Annotated in this window: 17 protein-coding genes; 13 read left to right on the top strand and 4 right to left on the bottom strand. The window is 65.0% G+C overall.

The window, feature by feature from the left end; all coding sequences use genetic code 11:
* The first annotated feature begins 192 nt into the window (after positions 1–192).
* From AWJ14_RS08870 to bmt, 4 genes are all read left to right on the top strand, one after another.
* A complete protein-coding gene (locus AWJ14_RS08870; RefSeq protein ID WP_066177682.1) occupies positions 193–1,200 on the top strand; it encodes an ABC transporter substrate-binding protein in 1,008 nt (335 codons plus the stop codon).
* Between the two features lie 202 nt (positions 1,201–1,402).
* Complete coding sequence (locus AWJ14_RS08865) at positions 1,403–2,290, top strand: ABC transporter permease (RefSeq protein WP_066177681.1); 888 nt, start codon at positions 1,403–1,405, stop codon at positions 2,288–2,290.
* Positions 2,283–3,338, top strand: coding sequence for a quaternary amine ABC transporter ATP-binding protein (locus AWJ14_RS08860; RefSeq protein WP_066177679.1), 1,056 nt, complete (start codon positions 2,283–2,285; stop codon positions 3,336–3,338). Before AWJ14_RS08865 ends, AWJ14_RS08860 begins: the two co-directional genes overlap by 8 nt.
* Positions 3,339–3,491: 153 nt before the next feature.
* Positions 3,492–4,502 carry a betaine--homocysteine S-methyltransferase gene (bmt, locus tag AWJ14_RS08855; RefSeq protein WP_066177677.1) on the top strand — a complete coding sequence of 337 codons (1,011 nt, stop codon included), beginning with the start codon at positions 3,492–3,494 and terminating at the stop codon, positions 4,500–4,502.
* 32 nt (positions 4,503–4,534) lie between these two features.
* On the opposite strand, the gene AWJ14_RS08850 is transcribed toward bmt, so the two are convergent.
* Together AWJ14_RS08850 and AWJ14_RS08845 are read right to left on the bottom strand one after the other, a co-directional pair.
* Entirely contained in the window at positions 4,535–5,236 is a 702-nt protein-coding gene (locus tag AWJ14_RS08850) for a 4Fe-4S dicluster domain-containing protein (RefSeq protein ID WP_066178528.1), read from the bottom strand.
* Between the two features lie 113 nt (positions 5,237–5,349).
* Complete coding sequence (locus tag AWJ14_RS08845) at positions 5,350–6,960, bottom strand: trimethylamine methyltransferase family protein (RefSeq protein ID WP_245304177.1); 1,611 nt, start codon at positions 6,958–6,960, stop codon at positions 5,350–5,352.
* Between the two features lie 230 nt (positions 6,961–7,190).
* Here AWJ14_RS08845 and AWJ14_RS08840 point away from each other — a divergent pair, with 230 nt between their 5' ends.
* Entirely contained in the window at positions 7,191–7,892 is a 702-nt protein-coding gene (locus tag AWJ14_RS08840) for a corrinoid protein (protein WP_066177673.1), read from the top strand.
* 50 nt (positions 7,893–7,942) lie between these two features.
* Here AWJ14_RS08840 and AWJ14_RS08835 read toward each other — a convergent pair whose 3' ends face one another.
* Positions 7,943–8,071, bottom strand: coding sequence for an entericidin A/B family lipoprotein (locus tag AWJ14_RS08835; protein ID WP_139112585.1), 129 nt, complete (start codon positions 8,069–8,071; stop codon positions 7,943–7,945).
* A gap of 66 nt (positions 8,072–8,137) precedes the next feature.
* Here AWJ14_RS08835 and AWJ14_RS08830 point away from each other — a divergent pair, with 66 nt between their 5' ends.
* A complete protein-coding gene (locus AWJ14_RS08830) occupies positions 8,138–8,752 on the top strand; it encodes a DUF1638 domain-containing protein (protein ID WP_066177669.1) in 615 nt (204 codons plus the stop codon).
* A gap of 85 nt (positions 8,753–8,837) precedes the next feature.
* Here the strand turns inward: AWJ14_RS08830 and AWJ14_RS08825 are convergent, their stop codons facing one another.
* Positions 8,838–10,436, bottom strand: a complete 1,599-nt coding sequence (locus tag AWJ14_RS08825) for a putative bifunctional diguanylate cyclase/phosphodiesterase (RefSeq protein WP_066177668.1) — start codon at positions 10,434–10,436, stop codon at positions 8,838–8,840.
* Between the two features lie 213 nt (positions 10,437–10,649).
* Here AWJ14_RS08825 and AWJ14_RS08820 point away from each other — a divergent pair, with 213 nt between their 5' ends.
* From AWJ14_RS08820 to AWJ14_RS08790, 7 genes are all read left to right on the top strand, one after another.
* Positions 10,650–11,294 (top strand): exopolysaccharide biosynthesis protein, encoded by a 645-nt coding sequence (locus tag AWJ14_RS08820; RefSeq protein WP_245304176.1) that lies wholly within the window; start codon positions 10,650–10,652, stop codon positions 11,292–11,294.
* Between the two features lie 111 nt (positions 11,295–11,405).
* Positions 11,406–12,176, top strand: coding sequence for a formyl transferase (locus AWJ14_RS08815; RefSeq protein WP_066177665.1), 771 nt, complete (start codon positions 11,406–11,408; stop codon positions 12,174–12,176).
* 140 nt (positions 12,177–12,316) lie between these two features.
* Entirely contained in the window at positions 12,317–12,622 is a 306-nt protein-coding gene (locus AWJ14_RS08810) for a virulence factor (protein WP_066177663.1), read from the top strand.
* Positions 12,615–13,205: a methylenetetrahydrofolate reductase C-terminal domain-containing protein gene (locus AWJ14_RS08805; protein WP_066177661.1), complete on the top strand. Its 591-nt coding sequence runs from the start codon at positions 12,615–12,617 to the stop codon at positions 13,203–13,205. Before AWJ14_RS08810 ends, AWJ14_RS08805 begins: the two co-directional genes overlap by 8 nt.
* The gene (locus AWJ14_RS08800; RefSeq protein WP_066177660.1) at positions 13,202–14,302 is read left to right on the top strand and encodes a methylenetetrahydrofolate reductase; all 1,101 of its coding nucleotides are present in this window, start codon (positions 13,202–13,204) and stop codon (positions 14,300–14,302) included. Before AWJ14_RS08805 ends, AWJ14_RS08800 begins: the two co-directional genes overlap by 4 nt.
* A 78-nt stretch (positions 14,303–14,380) precedes the next feature.
* On the top strand, positions 14,381–15,346 hold the full coding sequence (locus AWJ14_RS08795; protein ID WP_066177658.1) for a methyltetrahydrofolate cobalamin methyltransferase: 966 nt from the start codon (positions 14,381–14,383) through the stop codon (positions 15,344–15,346).
* A 179-nt stretch (positions 15,347–15,525) separates the two neighbouring features.
* The gene (locus tag AWJ14_RS08790) at positions 15,526–17,565 is read left to right on the top strand and encodes an ASKHA domain-containing protein (protein ID WP_066177656.1); all 2,040 of its coding nucleotides are present in this window, start codon (positions 15,526–15,528) and stop codon (positions 17,563–17,565) included.

The following is a 17,565-nucleotide window of genomic DNA, read 5'->3' as shown; positions in this document are numbered from 1 at the left end:
TTCTGACAGGGTTCCTCAAGACGCACCTGCGCTAATTGATGTCGTCTTTGCGTCCTTTCGGGGGCGCAAATTGGTTTTCAATGACCCTGAGGCGAAGTGCCTTCAATTCCATCGGTGGCCGGTAGTCGCAGTAACCGGACCAACCGCACAACGGAACAAACAACTGCCTACTAAGACTGGGAGGTCTTACATATGAAGAAGCTTCTCGCTTCCACTGTCCTCGCCATCGGCCTGATGGGCTTCGCCGGGGCCGCCTCCGCAGAAGACTGCGGCCGTGTCACCATTGCCAACATGAACTGGGCTTCCGCCGAAGTCCTCGCCAATATCGACCAGATCATCCTCTCGGAAGGATATGGCTGCGATGCCGAGCTGGTCGCCGGCGACACCACCCCGACGCTGACATCCATGGTCGAAAAGCAGGAGCCGGACGTGGCTCCGGAAGCCTGGATCAACTCGCTGCGCACGCTGCTCGACCAGTCGGTCGCCGAAGGCAAGCTGCATTACGCCTCTGAATCGCTGAGCGACGGCGGCGTCGAAGGCTGGTGGATCCCGAAATATTTCGCGGAGAAGCACCCCGAGATCAAGACCATCGACGATGCGCTGGCCCATCCCGAGCTGTTCCCGGCCCCGGGCATGGAAAACGCCGGCAAGGGCGGCGTCTACAACTGCCCCGAAGGCTGGGGCTGCCGCATCATCACCACCAACCTGTTCAAGGCCTATGGCGCCGCCGACAAGGGCTGGGTGACGGTGGAAACCGGCTCGGCCGCGGGCCTCGACGGCTCGATCGCCAAGGCCTACGAGAGCGGCGATCCGTGGCTCGGCTACTACTGGGCACCGACCGCGATCCTCGGCAAATACGAAATGGTCCGGCTCGACCATGGCGTGCCGCACGACAAGGAAGAATGGGACCGCTGCACCTCGATCACCGACTGCGCCGATCCCAAGAAGAACGCCTGGTCGAAGTCCGAGGTCTACACGGTGGTCACCGACGAGTTCAAGAAGCGCGCGGGTCCTGCCTATGACTACCTGGCAAACCGCAGCTGGCCCAACTCCACGGTCAACAAGCTGCTCGCCTGGATGGTCGACAACCAGGCCACCGGCGAAGCCGGCGCCCGGCACTTCCTCAAGGAAAACGAGGATATCTGGACCGAGTGGGTGTCCCCCGAGGCAGCCGAAAAAGTCAAAAAGGCTGTGATGTAAATCATCAGGCAAATGTGGCGGGCCCCGGTCCGCCACACTTTTTTCAGGACCCGAGCGGGCACGCTCGCCGCAAGCAGGCAGTGATCAGGACACGGAAGCAAAGCGCGCGCCACCGGCTGCGTTCGCTTCGCCGAAGGCCATGACGAGGGCCGCCGCCCCTCCGCGATCGGCGTGCAGAATGTCCCGCATTTGGAGCACGGATATGGACTGGCTGACGAAATTCCCCGCCATGGACACCGACAGACTGACCGCCTTGAAAAAGGCCATCGACTTGAGTTTCCGCGAATTCACCCGCGCCTATGGCGACACGTTCGACACCCTGCTCTTTCCCGTGCAGTGGTTCATGTTCCGGGTCGAGCAGCTTCTCACCACCTCGCCCTGGCCGCTGGTCATCCTCGCCTTCGCCGTCATCGCCTGGCTTGCCAGCCGCGACTGGAAGATCACCGGCGGCGTGGTGCTGACGCTGCTGCTGATCGGCTATTTCGACATGTGGGAAGACACCATGAAGACCATCGCCATGACGGTGGTCGCGACCATCATGGCGATCATCCTGGGCATTCCGATCGGCATCCTGATGGCCCGGTCGAACCGGTTCCAGGCCGTGCTCAACCCGATCCTCGACGTGATGCAGACCATGCCGAGCTTCGTCTATCTCATCCCCGTGGTCATGCTTCTGGGCATCGGCCGTGTGCCGGGGCTGATCGCGGTCATGGTCTACGCCATTCCGCCGATCATCCGGCTCACCAATCTCGGCATCAGGCTCGTCGACAAGGACGTGCTCGAGGCCGCCGACGCCTTCGGCTCGTCCAACTGGCAACGGCTCAAGAACGTGCAGATGCCGCTGGCGCTGCCCACCATCATGGCCGGCGTCAACCAGACCATCATGATGGCGCTCGCCATGGTCGTGGTCGCTTCGATGATCGGCGTGCAGGGGCTCGGCCTGCCGGTGCTGAAGGCCATCGCCAACCAGTATTTCACGCTGGGCATCTTCAACGGCCTCGCCATCGTCGGCATCGCCATCATCTTTGACCGCACCAGCCAGGCCTATGGCAAGCGGCTGCAGAAGCACCTGGAGGTCGTCCATGGCTGAGCAACACACGGGCATCGGGATCAGCATCCGCAATCTCTACAAGATTTTCGGAAGCAATCCGTCTGCCCATATCGAGGCCGTCAAGGGCGGCATGAGCAAGACCGAGCTCAACGAGAAGCACAGCCACGTGCTGGGGCTCAAAGACATCAATATCGACATGCCCGGCGGCGGCATCCAGGTGGTGATGGGCCTCTCGGGCTCCGGCAAGTCCACCCTGATCCGCCACATCAACCGGCTGATCGATCCGACCGCCGGCGAGGTGATCGTCGGCGACGAGGACGTGGTCAAGATGAACGAGGCGGAACTGCGCGAATTCCGCCGCCACAAGACCGCCATGGTGTTCCAGAAATTCGCGCTGCTGCCGCACCGCACCGTGCTGGAGAACACGGTCTACGGCCTCGAGATCCAGGGCCTGCCGCGGGCAGAGCAGGAACGGGAAGCCCGCCGCTGGATCTCCCGCGTCGGCCTCGACGGGTTCGAGGACAACTATCCCAACCAGCTTTCGGGTGGCATGCAGCAACGTGTGGGCCTCGCCCGGGCGCTGACCAACGACGCCCCGATCCTGCTGATGGACGAGGCCTTCTCCGCGCTCGACCCGCTGATCCGGATGGACATGCAGACCGTGTTGCTCGACTTGCAGAGCGAGATCCGCAAGACCATCGTCTTCATCACCCACGACCTCGACGAGGCACTGCGGCTCGGCGACCGCATCGCCATCCTGCGTGACGGCGAAGTCGTCCAGCAGGGCTCGAAGCAGGAAATCGTGCTCCGCCCCGCCGACGAGTACATTTCGAACTTCGTGCGCGAGGTCAATCGCGGCCGGGTGATCTCGGTGGAGATGGTGATGTCGGAGTTCGCGGGCGAGCCCGGCGGCATGCCGATCAGGACCGGCACCGTGCTGGAACAGGCCGCCCGCACGATGACCGACGCCGGTGTCGACGAGGCCCATGTGGTCGATGCTGACGGCAAGCCGCTCGGCCGCCTGAAGATCGGCGATGTGATCTCCGCCATGGTCACGCCGGTCGACCACGATTCGGTCGCCGCCTGAGCCGTTCCCGGGACGAACCGGCACCAGGCCGCCCCAAGAATTGAAAGCCCCGCCGGCGTGCGCCTGCGGGGTTTTTTGCTGCATCTCCGCGTTCTTTCTTGCAATGACATAAAGACATCTTTATACGTTTGAGCAAATCCACAGGAGACATCCATGCCCGCATCCAATCCGCTTGCCGACCTTCTTGCCGAAAAGGGCGTCCTGCTCGCCGACGGCGCCACGGGAACGAACCTGTTCGCGATGGGTCTTGAATCGGGTGAAGCGCCGGAACTGTGGCTCGACTCCGCGCCTGAGAAGATCACCAGGCTGCATCAGGATTTCATCGATGCCGGCTCCGACATCATCCTGACCAATTCGTTCGGCGGCACCCGCAACCGGCTCAAGCTGCACAAGGCCGAAGACCGCGTGTTCGCGCTCAACAAGAAGGCCGCCGAGATCGCCCGGGCGGTGGCCGACAAGGCGCCGCGCAAGGTGATCGTCGCAGGCTCGGTCGGCCCGACCGGCGATCTGCTCGTGCCGCTCGGCGCCATGACCTACGAGTCCGCCGTCGACTCCTTCTCCGAGCAGATCGAAGGCCTGAAGGCCGGCGGCATCGACGTCGTCTGGATCGAGACCATGTCGGCCCGCGACGAGATCCGCGCGGCGGCCGAGGCCGCCGTCAAGCACGGACTGCCCTATGTCTATACCGGCTCCTTCGACACCGCCGGCAAGACCATGATGGGCGTGCATCCGCGCGACATTCACAAGATCGCCGCCGACATCGGCGACGGCCCGCTCGCCGTCGGCGCCAATTGCGGCGTGGGCGCTTCCGACATCCTGTCGTCGCTGCTCGACATGACCGAGGCCGATCCGGACGCCATCGTCGTGGTCAAGGGCAATTGCGGCATTCCCGAATTCCGCGGCACCGAAATCCACTATTCCGGCACGCCGCCGCTGATGGCCGATTACGCCCGGCTTGCGGTCGATGCCGGCGCCCGCATCATCGGCGGCTGCTGCGGCACCTCCTGTGACCACCTGCGCGCCATGCGCGAAGCCGTCGACAGCCACATCAAGGCCCAGCGCCCGACGGTGGAAACCATCGTCGAGCGCATCGGCCCGATGCGCAACGCCGTTGCCGGCAACGCCCCCGCCCCCACCCGCGAACGCCGCGGCCGAAGGGGGTAACAGGGGCCCGACACACCAAGGTCGATCGGCTTTTATGCAAACGCCGACATGTGAAACCGGATCTGTGCTTCGCCGTAGCGATAGCTCCTGCCCACCGGGCAGGCGTCGCGGGCCAAGCAGCCGGCCTGCATGCAACCCTGCCGCCCGGCAGCCGTCGCAAGATGTGCGCGGCAATCGGCTACGGCGAAGCCCTGCAGAGTGTAGGTGCCGACCGGGCACGCCGTGAGGCAGGGTTTGTCGGCGCAGTCGTCGCAGGGATGGTTGCGGACCTGGCCTCGGCCCGCCGTCCCCGTCTCGGCCAAGCGCCCCGCGACCGAAGAGCCGAACAGGATTGCGCCGCGATAGCCGTGCCAGAGCCCGTAATCGGGATGGATGAGCATGCCGAGCGGCGAGGGTTTCAGCCCTTCGGCCGCCATCGCCCATTGCTGGAACGGATGCCAGGGCCGGTCGGAAGGAAACACCGCTTCCCCGCCCGCCTCCGCGGCGATCGGGCCGATCACGGCCTTCGACCAGCTGTCGAGCGGATCTGCGATGCCTTCCTGCGTCGCACGCCAGGCGGAAAAATACGGCCAGATCTCCCCGCCCGCATGGCCGATCAGCGCGATCGCGGCGGCGGCCCTGCCGTCCGAGAGACGCGGGGCCGCATCCTTTGCGGGAACTACCCAGCCGCGCGTGCGAAAACCGTGGGCGCCGAGCGCCACGGCAAGCGCGCCGTGATCCCCCGCACCGCCCATGGCGGTCACCCGCCGCTTCCGCCGGAGCGGAACGCGGAGCGCCAGACCTCCTTGTGGATGAGGCCTGCGATATTGTCCCGAGCGCCTGTCTCCCTGGCTTTATCGGGCTGTGCTCACGTGAAGGCGTCGGGCATCTCGCCCTTGCGCCGGGCGATGAAGGCGGTGAGCGCCTCGTCGATCGCCGGGTCGAGATCCGGCGCCACATAGCTGTCGAGCCAGGAGCGGCAGAGCGTACGCGCGCGCTCCTCGATGCGCTTTTCGCCCTCGGCCAGCCACTGCTCGTAGGAATTGTTGTCGGCCAGCGACGAGCGGTAGAACGCGGTCTGGAAATTCGCCTGGGTATGGGCGCAACCGAGATAGTGGTTGCCGGGGCCCACCTCGGCGATGGCGTCGAGCGCCTGGCCGGTTTCCGACAGGTCCACGCCCTCGGCAAAGCGCTGCTGCATGCCGAGCTGGTCGATGTCGATCATGAACTTCTCGTAGGAGCTCACCAGCCCGCCCTCAAGCCAGCCGGCCGAGTGCAGCGCGAAATTGGTGCCCGCCAACAGCGTCATGTTGAGCGTCGCAGCACTTTCATGCGCGGCCTGGGCGTCTGGCACCTTCGAGCCGCACAGCGACCCGCCGGTGCGGAACGGCAGCTTGAGCCGGCGCGCGAGCTGTGCTGCGCCATAGGAGACGAGCGACGGCTCGGGCGTGCCGAACGTGGGCGCGCCCGACTGCATCGAGATCGAGGCCGCAAACGTGCCGAACAGCACCGGCGCGCCGGGACGGATCAGCTGCGTGAAGGCGGCGCCGGCGAGCACCTCGGCGAGGATCTGGGTGAGCGTGCCCGCCACCGTGACCGGGCTCATCGCACCCGCCAGAATGAAGGGCGAGACCACGCAGGCCTGGTTGTTGCGCGCATAGACCTTGAGCGCGCCGAGCATGGTCTCGTCGAACACCATCGGCGAGTTGGCATTGATCAGGTTCAGCGTCACGCAGTTCTGGTCGACGAAATCGGCGCCGAACAGGATCTTGCACATCTCGATCGTGTCCTCGGCGCGCTCGGGCGCGGTGACCGAGCCCATGAACGGCTTGTCGCTGTATTTGATATGGCTGTAGACCATGTCGAAATGGCGCTTGTTGACGGGCACGTCGACCGGCTCGCACACGGTGCCGCCCGAATGATGCAGCGCCGGCGCCATATAGGTGAGTTTGACGAAATTGCGGAAATCCTCGATCGTCGCATAGCGCCGCTCGCCGTCGAGATCGCGCACGAAGGGCGGGCCGTAGACCGGCGCGAACACGGTGGCCTTGCCGCCGATCTGCACCGAGCGCGCCGGGTTGCGGGCGTGCTGGGTGAACACTTCCGGCGCGGTCTTGAGCAGTTCGCGGCACAGCCCGCGGGGGAACCTGACCCGCTCGCCCTTGATGTCGGCGCCGGCCTCGCGCCACAACGCGATCGCTTCCGCATCGTCGCGGAACTCGATGCCGATTTCCTGAAGAACCGTCTCGGCATTGTGCTCGATCAGGCTCAATCCCTCGTCGTCGAGCACCTCGTAGACGCCGAGCTTGCGCATGATGAACGGCATCGACAGGCCGGGGCCGCCGCCGGAGCGGGCCGCACGCCGCGCTGCGGCCCCTCTGCCGCGCCGTCCCGGTGCGGCATCCTGGGGAGCTTCCGAAGCCGGATCCGGGGTGGGATATGTATCTGGATGAGCCATGTCGAGCCTGCGTTTTCTCATAATGCGCACCATCGCGCAGATCAGGGCATGCTAGTCAAAACCGCCCTGCGCACATTCCTCTGAGCGCCAAGGCTTGGCGCTGAAGGAATATTGCTCAAACGCGGGCCCGTCGTTTTTTTGTGTCGTGCACGTCGCATTCAAGGGACTTTTTCCAAACAATCGCCTATATCGCTACTGCGAGGGCTCAGAACCGCCGAGCCGACGGACCACTGTATTCAAGGGAGATACCGATGGCTGACGATGAAATCATTCTTTCCGAACTCTCCGATGATGAACTCGTCCAGCAGATGCATGACGACCTTTACGACGGCCTCAAGGAGGAAATCGAGGAAGGCACCAACATCCTGCTGAGCCGCGGCTGGACACCCTACGACCTGCTTACCGAAGCGCTGGTCGAAGGCATGCGAATCGTCGGCGAGGATTTCCGCGACGGAATCCTGTTCGTTCCGGAAGTGCTGATGAGCGCGAACGCGATGAAGGCCGGCATGTCGATTCTCAGGCCGCTGCTGATCGAGACCGGCGCTCCGAAGCTCGGCAAGATGGTGATCGGCACCGTCAAGGGCGACATTCACGACATCGGCAAGAACCTCGTCGGCATGATGATGGAAGGCGCCGGTTTCGACGTCATCGACCTCGGGATCAACAATCCGGTGGAAAACTACATCGAGGCGATCGAGCGCGAACAGCCCGACATCCTTGGCATGTCGGCGCTTCTGACCACGACCATGCCCTACATGAAGGTGGTCATCGACACGATGAAGGAAAAGGGCATCCGCGACGATTACATCGTGCTCGTCGGCGGCGCGCCGCTCAACGAGGAATTCGGCAAGGCCGTGGGCGCCGACGCCTATTGCCGCGACGCCGCCGTTGCGGTGGAAACCGCCAAGGAACTCATCAAGCGCCGCCACAACCGTCTGGCCGCAAGCGCCTGATTGTTCGGCATGCCACGCAGGCGCCGCATTCGGCGCCTGCGTGGGATTGCCTAGTTGATCGAATCTTCGACCGCATCCACGGACTGGTTGACGTCGCGGCCAACGCCGCGAATGGTATTGGCGCAGGACGCAAGCGTCAGGGCGAGCAACAGGACGGCGGAGATCTTGGTAAAGGTCATCGGGGTCAAATCCTTGATGGTGCGACACTGCCAGGGGTGAACACTCGCCTTCGCAAAGGCTGTTTTATGGCGAAACGAACAGCTTCGGCAAAAGTTCCACACCGCGTGCGCGTTATTGCCTGCGGGATGATCGCGCGCGAAGTGCTGGCCGTGAACGCCCAGCTTGGCCACGACCATGTCGATCTCAAATGCATCGACGCCGATTATCACCATCATCCGGAAAAGATCGCCCCCGCCGTCGACCGCGCCATCCATGCGGCCCGCGCGGACGGTTTCGAGCACATTTTCGTGGGCTATGCCGATTGCGGCACCGGCGGCGCGCTCGACCGGGTCTGCGCGGCCCATGGCGTCGAGCGAATCGCAGGGCCGCACTGCTTTTCGTTCTACATGGGCAACGCCGCCTTCGAGGCCGCCGGTGACGAGATGATGACGACCTTCTTCATCACCGACTTCCTCGCCCGGCATTTCGACGCCTTCCTGATCCGCCCGCTTGGCCTCGACCGGTTTCCGGAACTGCGCGACACCTATTTCGGCCATTACGACCGCGCGCTCTACCTGGCGCAGACCGACGATCCGGCGCTCGAGGACAAGGCGCGCGCGGCCGCAGACCGGCTCGGCCTGCGCTTCGAGCGGCGCCTCACAGGCTATGGCGATCTGGTGGGAGCCCTGGCCGGACTCTGAGCCGGCCCAGCCAAAGGCGGCCGCGCGGCAAGCGCGCCGGCTCGATAGCTTTCAGGTAGCAGGAGTTGGACAGGGTGCCTGCGCCTCAGGCCCGCTTCTGCCGAGGTGCCGGCGTCACCGCTTTTGACCCCGGATCGCCCGCCCGGACCAGCGCATCCGTCGCGTCTTCGAAACTCATCGGCCTGCCCAACAGGTAGCCCTGGCCGGAATCGCACCCCAGTTCCCTCAGTGCCACCAGTTGCCCCGGCTCTTCGATGCCTTCCGCGGTCGTCGCCACGCTCAGCCCCGCTCCCAGCGCAATGATGGCCTTGACGATCTTGTTCTGCTTCTCGTCGTGCTGGAAATCGCGAATGAAGCTCTGGTCGATCTTGAGACGGTTGAAACTGAATTTGGACATCTGCGACAGGCTGGAATAACCGGTCCCGAAGTCGTCGAGCGCCACCCGGATGCCAAGCGCCTGCAGCCGGTTGAGCACGTCAAGCGCGGTTTCGGAATCGCGGATCATTGCGCTTTCGGTGATCTCGATCTCGAGCCGGGACGGCAAGAAGCCGGTTTCGTCGAGAACGCTGACGATGCGCAGCCCGATCAGGCGATCCGAAAGCTGCGTCGGGGACAGGTTGAACGACAGCAGGATGGTGTCGGGCCAGGCCATGGCCTCCCGGCAGGCCTTTCCGAGCAGCTTTTGCGACAGGTCCGAGATCAGGCCCGCTTCCTCCGCCAGCGGAATGAAGACCGCAGGCGGCACCGCCTCCCCGCCGGGACGGGTCCAGCGCGCCAGCACCTCGAAACCGTAGATCCGCCCGGTCACGAGATCGACGAGCGGCTGGTAATGTGGCGTGATGTCGTCATTGGCCACGGCACTCTTGAGTTGCGCCGTCAGCAAGGCCCGCGCCTCGGCTTCCACGAGCAGTTCCGCCTGGTAGCCGGCGATGTTCACGCCCGGCGATTTCTTCGCGGCATACATGGCGATATCGCCAAAGCGGATTGCATCCTGCATGGTTGCCGCCTGGACCGGATAGCGCACGATGCCGATCGAGGCCCCGATTTCCGCGTGCACCCGGTCGATTGCAATCGGCGCCCGCAGTTCGCCGAGCAGTTCCTCGGCCCGGGCCGCGACATCGGTTTCCTCTTCGGTCTTCGCAACGACCAGGAACTCGTCTCCGCCCAGACGCACGACCAGATCATCCGGGAACAGCGAGATCAACCGCGCGGCGACGGTTTGCAGCAACCGGTCGCCGGCCGCGTGTCCGTGCAGGTCGTTGATCTGTTTGAACCCGTCGAGGTCGATCGAGTAAATGGCGTAGCAACCGGTTTTCCGCTCGTCCGCATCGGCGCTGTCGAAATGACGGACGAACTCGTTGAGCTTGCGGCGGTTGGGAAGTTCGGTGAGCGGATCGTAATGCGACAGCCAGGTGACGTCGGCCTGCGCGGCCCTTCTCTTCCTGAGCTCCCTGACCGCATCGGCATAGCGGCGCAGGGAAAACACGAAGCCGCCGAGCCCGACCACGCCAAGCGAGATCAGCAGTTCGTCGAGCTGCCAGCTCTCATGATCTGCCACGTAACGGGTCAGCCACTCGAAGGCGTCGAGCTTGCTGAGGCACAGAAAGGCCAGAAGGGCGATGGCGCCGAGAACCGCGGCGTCGAGCCGTGCCCTGCCTTTCAGTGTGCGGGGTGTTCCTATCATCGCCAGAGTGTCCGTCCCCCGAACAAGAATGCAGCCATGTCAGGGGCGATCCTAGCTTTGCCGCACTACCTTTCGTTTAATGCCGGTCCTGTGGAATTTGAGGGGGCAGGTCGAAACCTCAAGTCCTGTCCCGACAATATTCAGGGGCCTCTGCCACAATTGTTAAGCAATCCGTGTCTAGATGTAGCGGAATCGAAATCCAGAGTATCTCCCGTGAGTTCGCAACCCGCCGTGAAGCCCGCCCCTGTCGTCGACAGCTCCGACAAAAAGCATCCCGAGAAGCTCTCGGAACTGCTCGAGCGGCTCGCGCGCGACGCCGGCGAGCGGGTGTCGATGGGGCAGATCGCCAGCGCCTTCGACGATCGGTCTTTCGGTGCCTTTCTCATGGTGTTCGCGATCCCCAATCTCATTCCGCTGCCGCCCGGGGCCACCATGGTGCTGGGATTGCCGATGGTGTTCGTCTCCTGGCAGATGGTGATCGGCTACCAGAAGGTCTGGCTGCCAAAACCGCTGGCCAATTACTCGGTCGACCGGGAAACGTTCCAGCGCATGGTGGCGCGGGTCGCGCCCTGGCTGCGCAGTGCCGAAACCTGGGTGCGCCCGCGCAACTGGCCGCTCGACGGCGTCATCCGCGAAAGGCTGTTCGGGCTGTTTGCGCTTTTGCTGTCCGTCACCTGCGTGTTGCCGATTCCCTTCGGCAACTGGCTTCCTGCCTTCGCGGTCGGGATCCTGGGCGTCGCCCATACCGAGCGCGACGGCAATTGCCTGGCCCTGGGCGTCCTTGTCGGGCTGGTCTCGGTCGCGATCGCGGCGCTGGTGGTCATCTTCACCGGCGCTATTCTCGTCCGCCTTTTTTAACCCTTCGGCGATACCGGGACGGTTGAGCTCCCCGCGCGCGCAATTGCAGCGCCCTAGGCGGATGTTAACCCGCAAGAACTAGCCTTGCCGTCAGATCGAAGCGGAAACACCATGCCCCAAAGACCCGCAATCCTGATCATAACCGCCGGCGGCGACTATGCCTGGGTGGTGGCCAATGCACTGGCGTCGCGCTTCGACGGCGTCGAGGTCGCGCTGGAACAGCCCGAATCCAAGCGCCGCTTCCTCAAGCGTCGCGCCCGCAAGGTGGGTTGGCTGCAGACCGCCGGGCAGTTCGTCACCATGGCGGCTTCGCGCACGGCAAAGCGCGCCACCCGTGCCCGGACGGCCTCGATCATCGCCGATTACGGCCTGCAGACCACGCTGTCGCCTTCCGTCCCCGTCACCCGGATCTCCTCCGCCAACGGCGCCGACTGCCTGCAGCTGATCGCCGCGCGCAAGCCCGACCTGGTGTTTCTTGCCGGCTGCCGGATGCTCTCGGCCGCGACGCTGAAAGCCATCCCCTGCCCGGTGCTCAATTACCACAGCGGGCTCAACCCGAGCTATCGCGGCATGGCCTGCGGCTGGTGGGCGCGTGCCAGTGGCGACATCGGCCAGTACGGCACCACCGTTCACCTGGTCGATGCCGGGGTCGATACCGGCCCGACGCTGCGAAAGCACTGTTTCCCGCCCGATCCGCGCGCGTCGCTGATGACCGATGCACTCTTGATGGCGGCCGCATCCCGCGAGATGGTCGTGCGTGCCGCCGAGGACACGCTTGCGGGCGACCTCACCCCCATACCCAGCGACCTGCCTTCCGTGCAGCGCTTCCACCCGCCGATCTGGACCTATCTGTGGACCGGCGCCGTCAAGGGCATCTGGTAGGGATTGCCTTCCGGATCGGCCCGTTTGCCCTCTTGCCTTCCCTCGCATTGTCGGTCAGGTCGCTTTTGACGCGCCGCGCGTCGTCGTGAGCGAAGCGACTGAAAACACCCATGCGCATTCTAGCCACCAAGGAGACCCCCATGGCCAACCGTATCGACGTCTACTGGCGTGACATTCCCGCCCAGGTGATCATCAGGAAGGGACGCGTCACAGCCAAGCGGGAATTGTCGCTCAGGTTCACCGAGGCCATCGACATGTGTGCGATGCGCACCGGTGCCGCCGAGACCGACGACTATCTCGCCGACTGGCGGCGCGCCGACCCGGTGGAAGTCTCCGACGATCTGGAAGCCGAGGCCGACAAGGCCGCGGCAGAGCTTGAAGCGGCCTATGACAGGGAGCGGCTGGTCGCTCTGGTCAAGGCCGGAGGCAGGGAGAGCCATGGCTGACCAACCCACCAAGACGACCCAGGCGAGCCTGAACAAGAAGGCCGCGACCAAGACCGCCTACAAGCCGTCGGGCGTTTCGCCCACCGGCCGCAAGGCGCGCAGTTTCGCCATTCGCCTGTGGTCGGTGCGTCATTCGCGCCTGCTTGAGTGGTTCTATGCCCATTTCGCCGACCTGTTCCTGCTGTTGCATCCGATGTGGAACGCGATCGGCTACCAGCGCGCGGAAGCGCCGGTCAAATTCGTCGAGAAGCACGTCAAGGGCTTCCTGTTCGACTGCCGCATGTGCGGTCACTGCGTGCTGTCATCGACCGGCATGTCCTGTCCGATGAACTGCCCCAAGCAGCTCAGGAACGGCCCGTGCGGCGGCGTGCGCGCCAACGGCAAGTGCGAAGTCGAGCCCGACATGCCCTGCGTCTGGGTGCAGGCCTGGTCCGGCGCCGGGCAGATGCGCGGCCGCGACAACATTCTTGCCGTGCAGACGCCGGTCGACCAGTCGCTGCGCGAAACCTCGTCCTGGCTGCGGGTGACGGCCTCGGCCGCCGCCCGCCGCGAAGCCGAAGCCACCCCCGGAGCGCCCCAATGAGCCAGGCCGACACCAATCCGCACGATCCCGGCGGCCTGCTCGAGCCGCTTCCCGGACACTCCTCGCGCGGCCGGCTCGAGCGTATCCTCAGGCGCGGCGAATTCGCCGTCACCGCCGAGCTCAATCCGCCCGACAGCGCCAACCCGCATGATGTCTACGAACGCGCGGCGATCTTCGACGGCTGGGTCGACGGCATCAACGCCGTCGATGCCTCGGGCGCCAATGCGCACATGTCCTCGGTCGGCATCTGCGCGCTGCTCACCCGCATGGGCTATGCGCCGATCATGCAGATCTCCTGCCGCGACAAGAACCGCATCGCCATCCAGGGCGACGTGCTCGGCGCTTCCGCCATGGGCGTGCAGAACATCCTGTGCCTGACCGGCGACGGCGTGCAGGCGGGCGACCAGCCCGGCGCCAAGCCGGTGTTCGACCTCGACTGCATGTCGCTGCTCGAAACCATCCGCATCATGCGCGACAATTCGAAGTTCCTGTCGGGCCGCAAGCTCACCAGCCCGCCCAACGTGTTCTTGGGCGCGGCCATCAACCCCTTCGCCCCGCCTCATGATTTCCGGCCCTACCGACTCGCCAAGAAGATCGCCGCCGGCGCGCAGTTCGTGCAAAGCCAGTACTGCTACGACGTGCCGATGTTCCGCGACTACATGAGCCGGGTGCGCGACATGGGCCTGCACAAGGACTGCTTCATCCTGTGCGGCGTCGGCCCGCTGGCCTCGGCCCGCACCGCGCGCTGGATGCGCAGCAACGTGCCGGGCGTGCACATTCCCGACGAGGTCATCAAGCGGCTCGAAGGCGCCGAGGACCAGAAGAAGGAAGGCAAGCAGATCTGCATCGACATCATCAACGAGGTCAAGGAGATCGAGGGCGTCGCCGGCATCCATGTGATGGCCTACCGCCAGGAGGAATATGTCGCCGAGATCGTCCACGAATCGGGCGTGCTCAAGGGCCGCAGGCCCTGGCGCAAGGAGCCCAATCCCGCCGACGAACTGGTGGCGGCGCGCATGGAGGAAATTCTCGAGGAACCCAGGCAGATCCCCCACGAACTGGCGGGCGCGGCGACCGACAGCGAGGCCGCCGGCTAAGCCCGCGGGCTTGCATCTCGCGCCGAAAGGCTATAACCACATAAACAAATCTTTATGTCTTCACTGCAAGGATCGAACATGACCCGCACCATCGTCGCCTCAGCCACCCGCGAAGTCATCATCGGCTTCGATCAGCCCTTCTGCGTGATCGGCGAACGCATCAACCCGACCGGGCGCAAGAAGCTCGCCGCCGAAATGATCGAAGGCAATTTCGACACCGTGAAGGCCGATGCGCTGGCGCAGGTCGCCGCCGGTGCCACCATGCTCGACGTCAATGCCGGCGTGACCTCCGTCAACCCCAACGAGACCGAGCCCGGCCTGCTGGTCCAGACGCTCGAGATCGTCCAGGACCTGGTCGACGTGCCGCTGTCGATCGACAGCTCCGTCTCCGCCGCCATCGAGGCCGCGCTCAAGGTCGCCAAGGGCCGCCCGCTGGTCAATTCCGTGACCGGCGAGCTCGAGAAGCTCGAAGCGATCCTGCCCCTGTGCAAGAAATACGACGTGCCCGTGGTCGCCATCTCCAACGACGAAACCGGCATTTCCGAGGACCCGGACGTGCGCTTCGAGGTCGCCAAGAAGATCGTCCAGCATGCCGCCGATTACGGCATCAAGCCGCATGACATCGTCGTCGACCCGCTGGTCATGCCGATCGGCGCCATGGGCACTGCCGGCCAGCAGGTGTTCGCGCTGCTCAACCGCCTGCGCAACGAACTCAAGGTCAACACCACCTGCGGCCTGTCCAACATCTCCTTCGGCCTGCCGCACCGTCACGGCATCAATGCCGGCTTCATCCCCATGGTGATCGGCGCCGGCATGACCTCCGCGATCATGAACCCCTGCCGCCCGCAGGAGATGGAAATGGTCCGCGCCGCCAACGTCCTCAAGGGCAACGACCCCAACTGCATGACCTGGATCAAGACCTACAAGGACTACCAGCCGCATGCGCCCGGCGCCCCTGCCCCGCAATCGGCAGCCCCCTCGGGCGACGGCGGCGCTGGCGGACGCCGCCGCGGCGGCCGCGCCGGCCGTGCGGGAGCGGCGTGAGCCGGCCCATGACTGACGATCACGTCCTGCTCATGAAATCGAGCAGGTTTGGCCAGACAGATCATGGTGATTATCCAACGGAAGCATCTCCCCCCTCCCCCTTGAGGGGAGGGGTTGGGGGTGGGGGTAGAGGCGAACGCCGAGCCACACCCTCAAGGGGGAGGTGAAAGGCTCCCCTCATGACCGACCACCTCGTCCTGTTCATGCCGTCGGGAAAGCGCGGGCGCTTTCCCACTGACACCCCCGTGCTCGAGGCGGCACGCCAGCTCGGCGTGCATGTGGAAAGCGTGTGCGGCGGCCGCGGCATCTGCGGCCGCTGCCAGGTCGAGGTGCAGGAAGGCGTCTTTGCCAAGCACGGCATCACCTCCTCCAACGACCACATCACCCCGTTCGGCGGCAACGAGGCGCGCTACGCCGAAAAGCGCGACCTGAAGCCCGGCCGGCGGCTGTCCTGCACCGCGAAGGTGCTCGGCGACCTCGTCATCGACATTCCGCAGGACACCGTGGTCAACGCCCAGGTGGTGCGCAAGGAGTCCGACGGCCGCGTGATCGAGCGCAATCCGGCGATCCAGATGTGCTATGTCGAGGTCGAGGAACCCGACATGCACAAGCCGCTCGGCGATCTCGACCGCATGCTGGCGGCGCTCGAGGCGCAGTGGGGAATTCCCCGCCCGGCCATCGACGCCTATCTCCTGCCCGAAATCCAGAAGCTGCTGCGCCAGGGCGACTGGAAGGTGACGCTCGCCATCCATCACGATGGCGAGGCCGAGCGGCCGCAGCTGATCGCGGTCTATCCGGGCCTGAAGAACGAGGCCTACGGCATTGCCTGCGACATCGGCTCGACCACCATCGCCATGCATCTCAGCTCGCTTTTGTCGGGCCGCACGCTCGCCTCCGCCGGCGCGTCCAACCCGCAGATCCGCTTCGGCGAAGACCTGATGAGCCGCGTTTCCTATGTGATGATGAACCCCGATGGTCGCGAGGGCATGACCCGCGCCGTGCGCGAGGCGGTCAACGGGCTCATCGACAAGGTCTGCGCACAAGGCGAGATCGCCCGCAGCGACATTCTCGATTCGGTGTTCGTGGGCAACCCGATCATGCACCACCTGTTTCTCGGCATCGACCCGACCGAGCTCGGCGGCGCGCCGTTCGCGCTGGCCGTTTCCGGTGCGGTATCGGTCAAAGCTTCCGAAATCGACATCGTCCTCAATCCGGGCGCCCGCACCTACATGCTGCCCTGCATCGCCGGCCATGTCGGGGCTGATGCGGCCGCGGCCACGCTCACCGAAGGCCCGCACCGCCAGGACGAGATGATGCTGCTCGTCGATGTCGGCACCAATGCCGAAATCGTGCTCGGCAACCGCGCCCGCACGGTGGCGGCGTCCTCCCCCACCGGCCCCGCCTTCGAGGGCGCGGAAATCTCCTGCGGCCAGCGCGCCGCCCCGGGCGCGATCGAGCGTATCCGCATCGACCCCGAAACGCTTGAGCCGCGCTATCGCGTGATCGGCATCGAGCCCTGGTCGGACGAGCCTGGCTTCGAGGACGCGGCGAAAAGCGTGGGCGTCAACGGCGTCTGCGGCTCCGGAATCATCGAGATCGTCGCCGAGATGTATCTCGCCGGCATCATCACCGAGGACGGCGTCATCAATGGCGATCTGACGGCCAGGAGCACGCGCATCATCGGCAATGGCCGCACCTTCTCCTATCTCCTGCGCGACGGCGAACCGAAGCTCAGCGTCAGCCAGACCGATGTCCGCGCCATCCAGCTCGCCAAGGCGGCACTCTATGCCGGCATCAAGCTGCTGATGGACAAGCTGGGCATCGACCATGTCGACCGCATCGGCCTCGCCGGCGCCTTCGGCTCCTTCATCGATCCCAAATACGCGCTGGTTCTCGGCCTGGTGCCCGATTGCGATCTCGAGCACGTCAAGGCGGTCGGCAATGCCGCCGGCACCGGCGCGCGCATGGCACTCCTCAACCGCGACCACCGCCGCGAGATCGAAGCCACCGTCACCCATATCGAGAAGATCGAAACCGCGCTCGAGCCGAAATTCCAGGAGCATTTCGTCAACGCCATGGCCTTCCCCAACAAGGTCGATGCGTTTCCGAAGCTCTCCGAGGTGGTCAAGCTTCCCGAACGCTCGGTCGACACCGGTGCCGCCGACGGCCTCGAACCGGGCGCGGCGCGCCGGCGCGGCGGACGGCGCAACCGCGGCTGA

Origin of the sequence: Parahoeflea olei (genome assembly GCF_001703635.1) — a bacterium.
GTDB classification, from domain to species: domain Bacteria; phylum Pseudomonadota; class Alphaproteobacteria; order Rhizobiales; family Rhizobiaceae; genus Hoeflea; species Hoeflea olei.
Note: the sequence above shows the minus strand (reverse complement) of the source record. Positions and strands in the feature narration are given on the sequence as shown.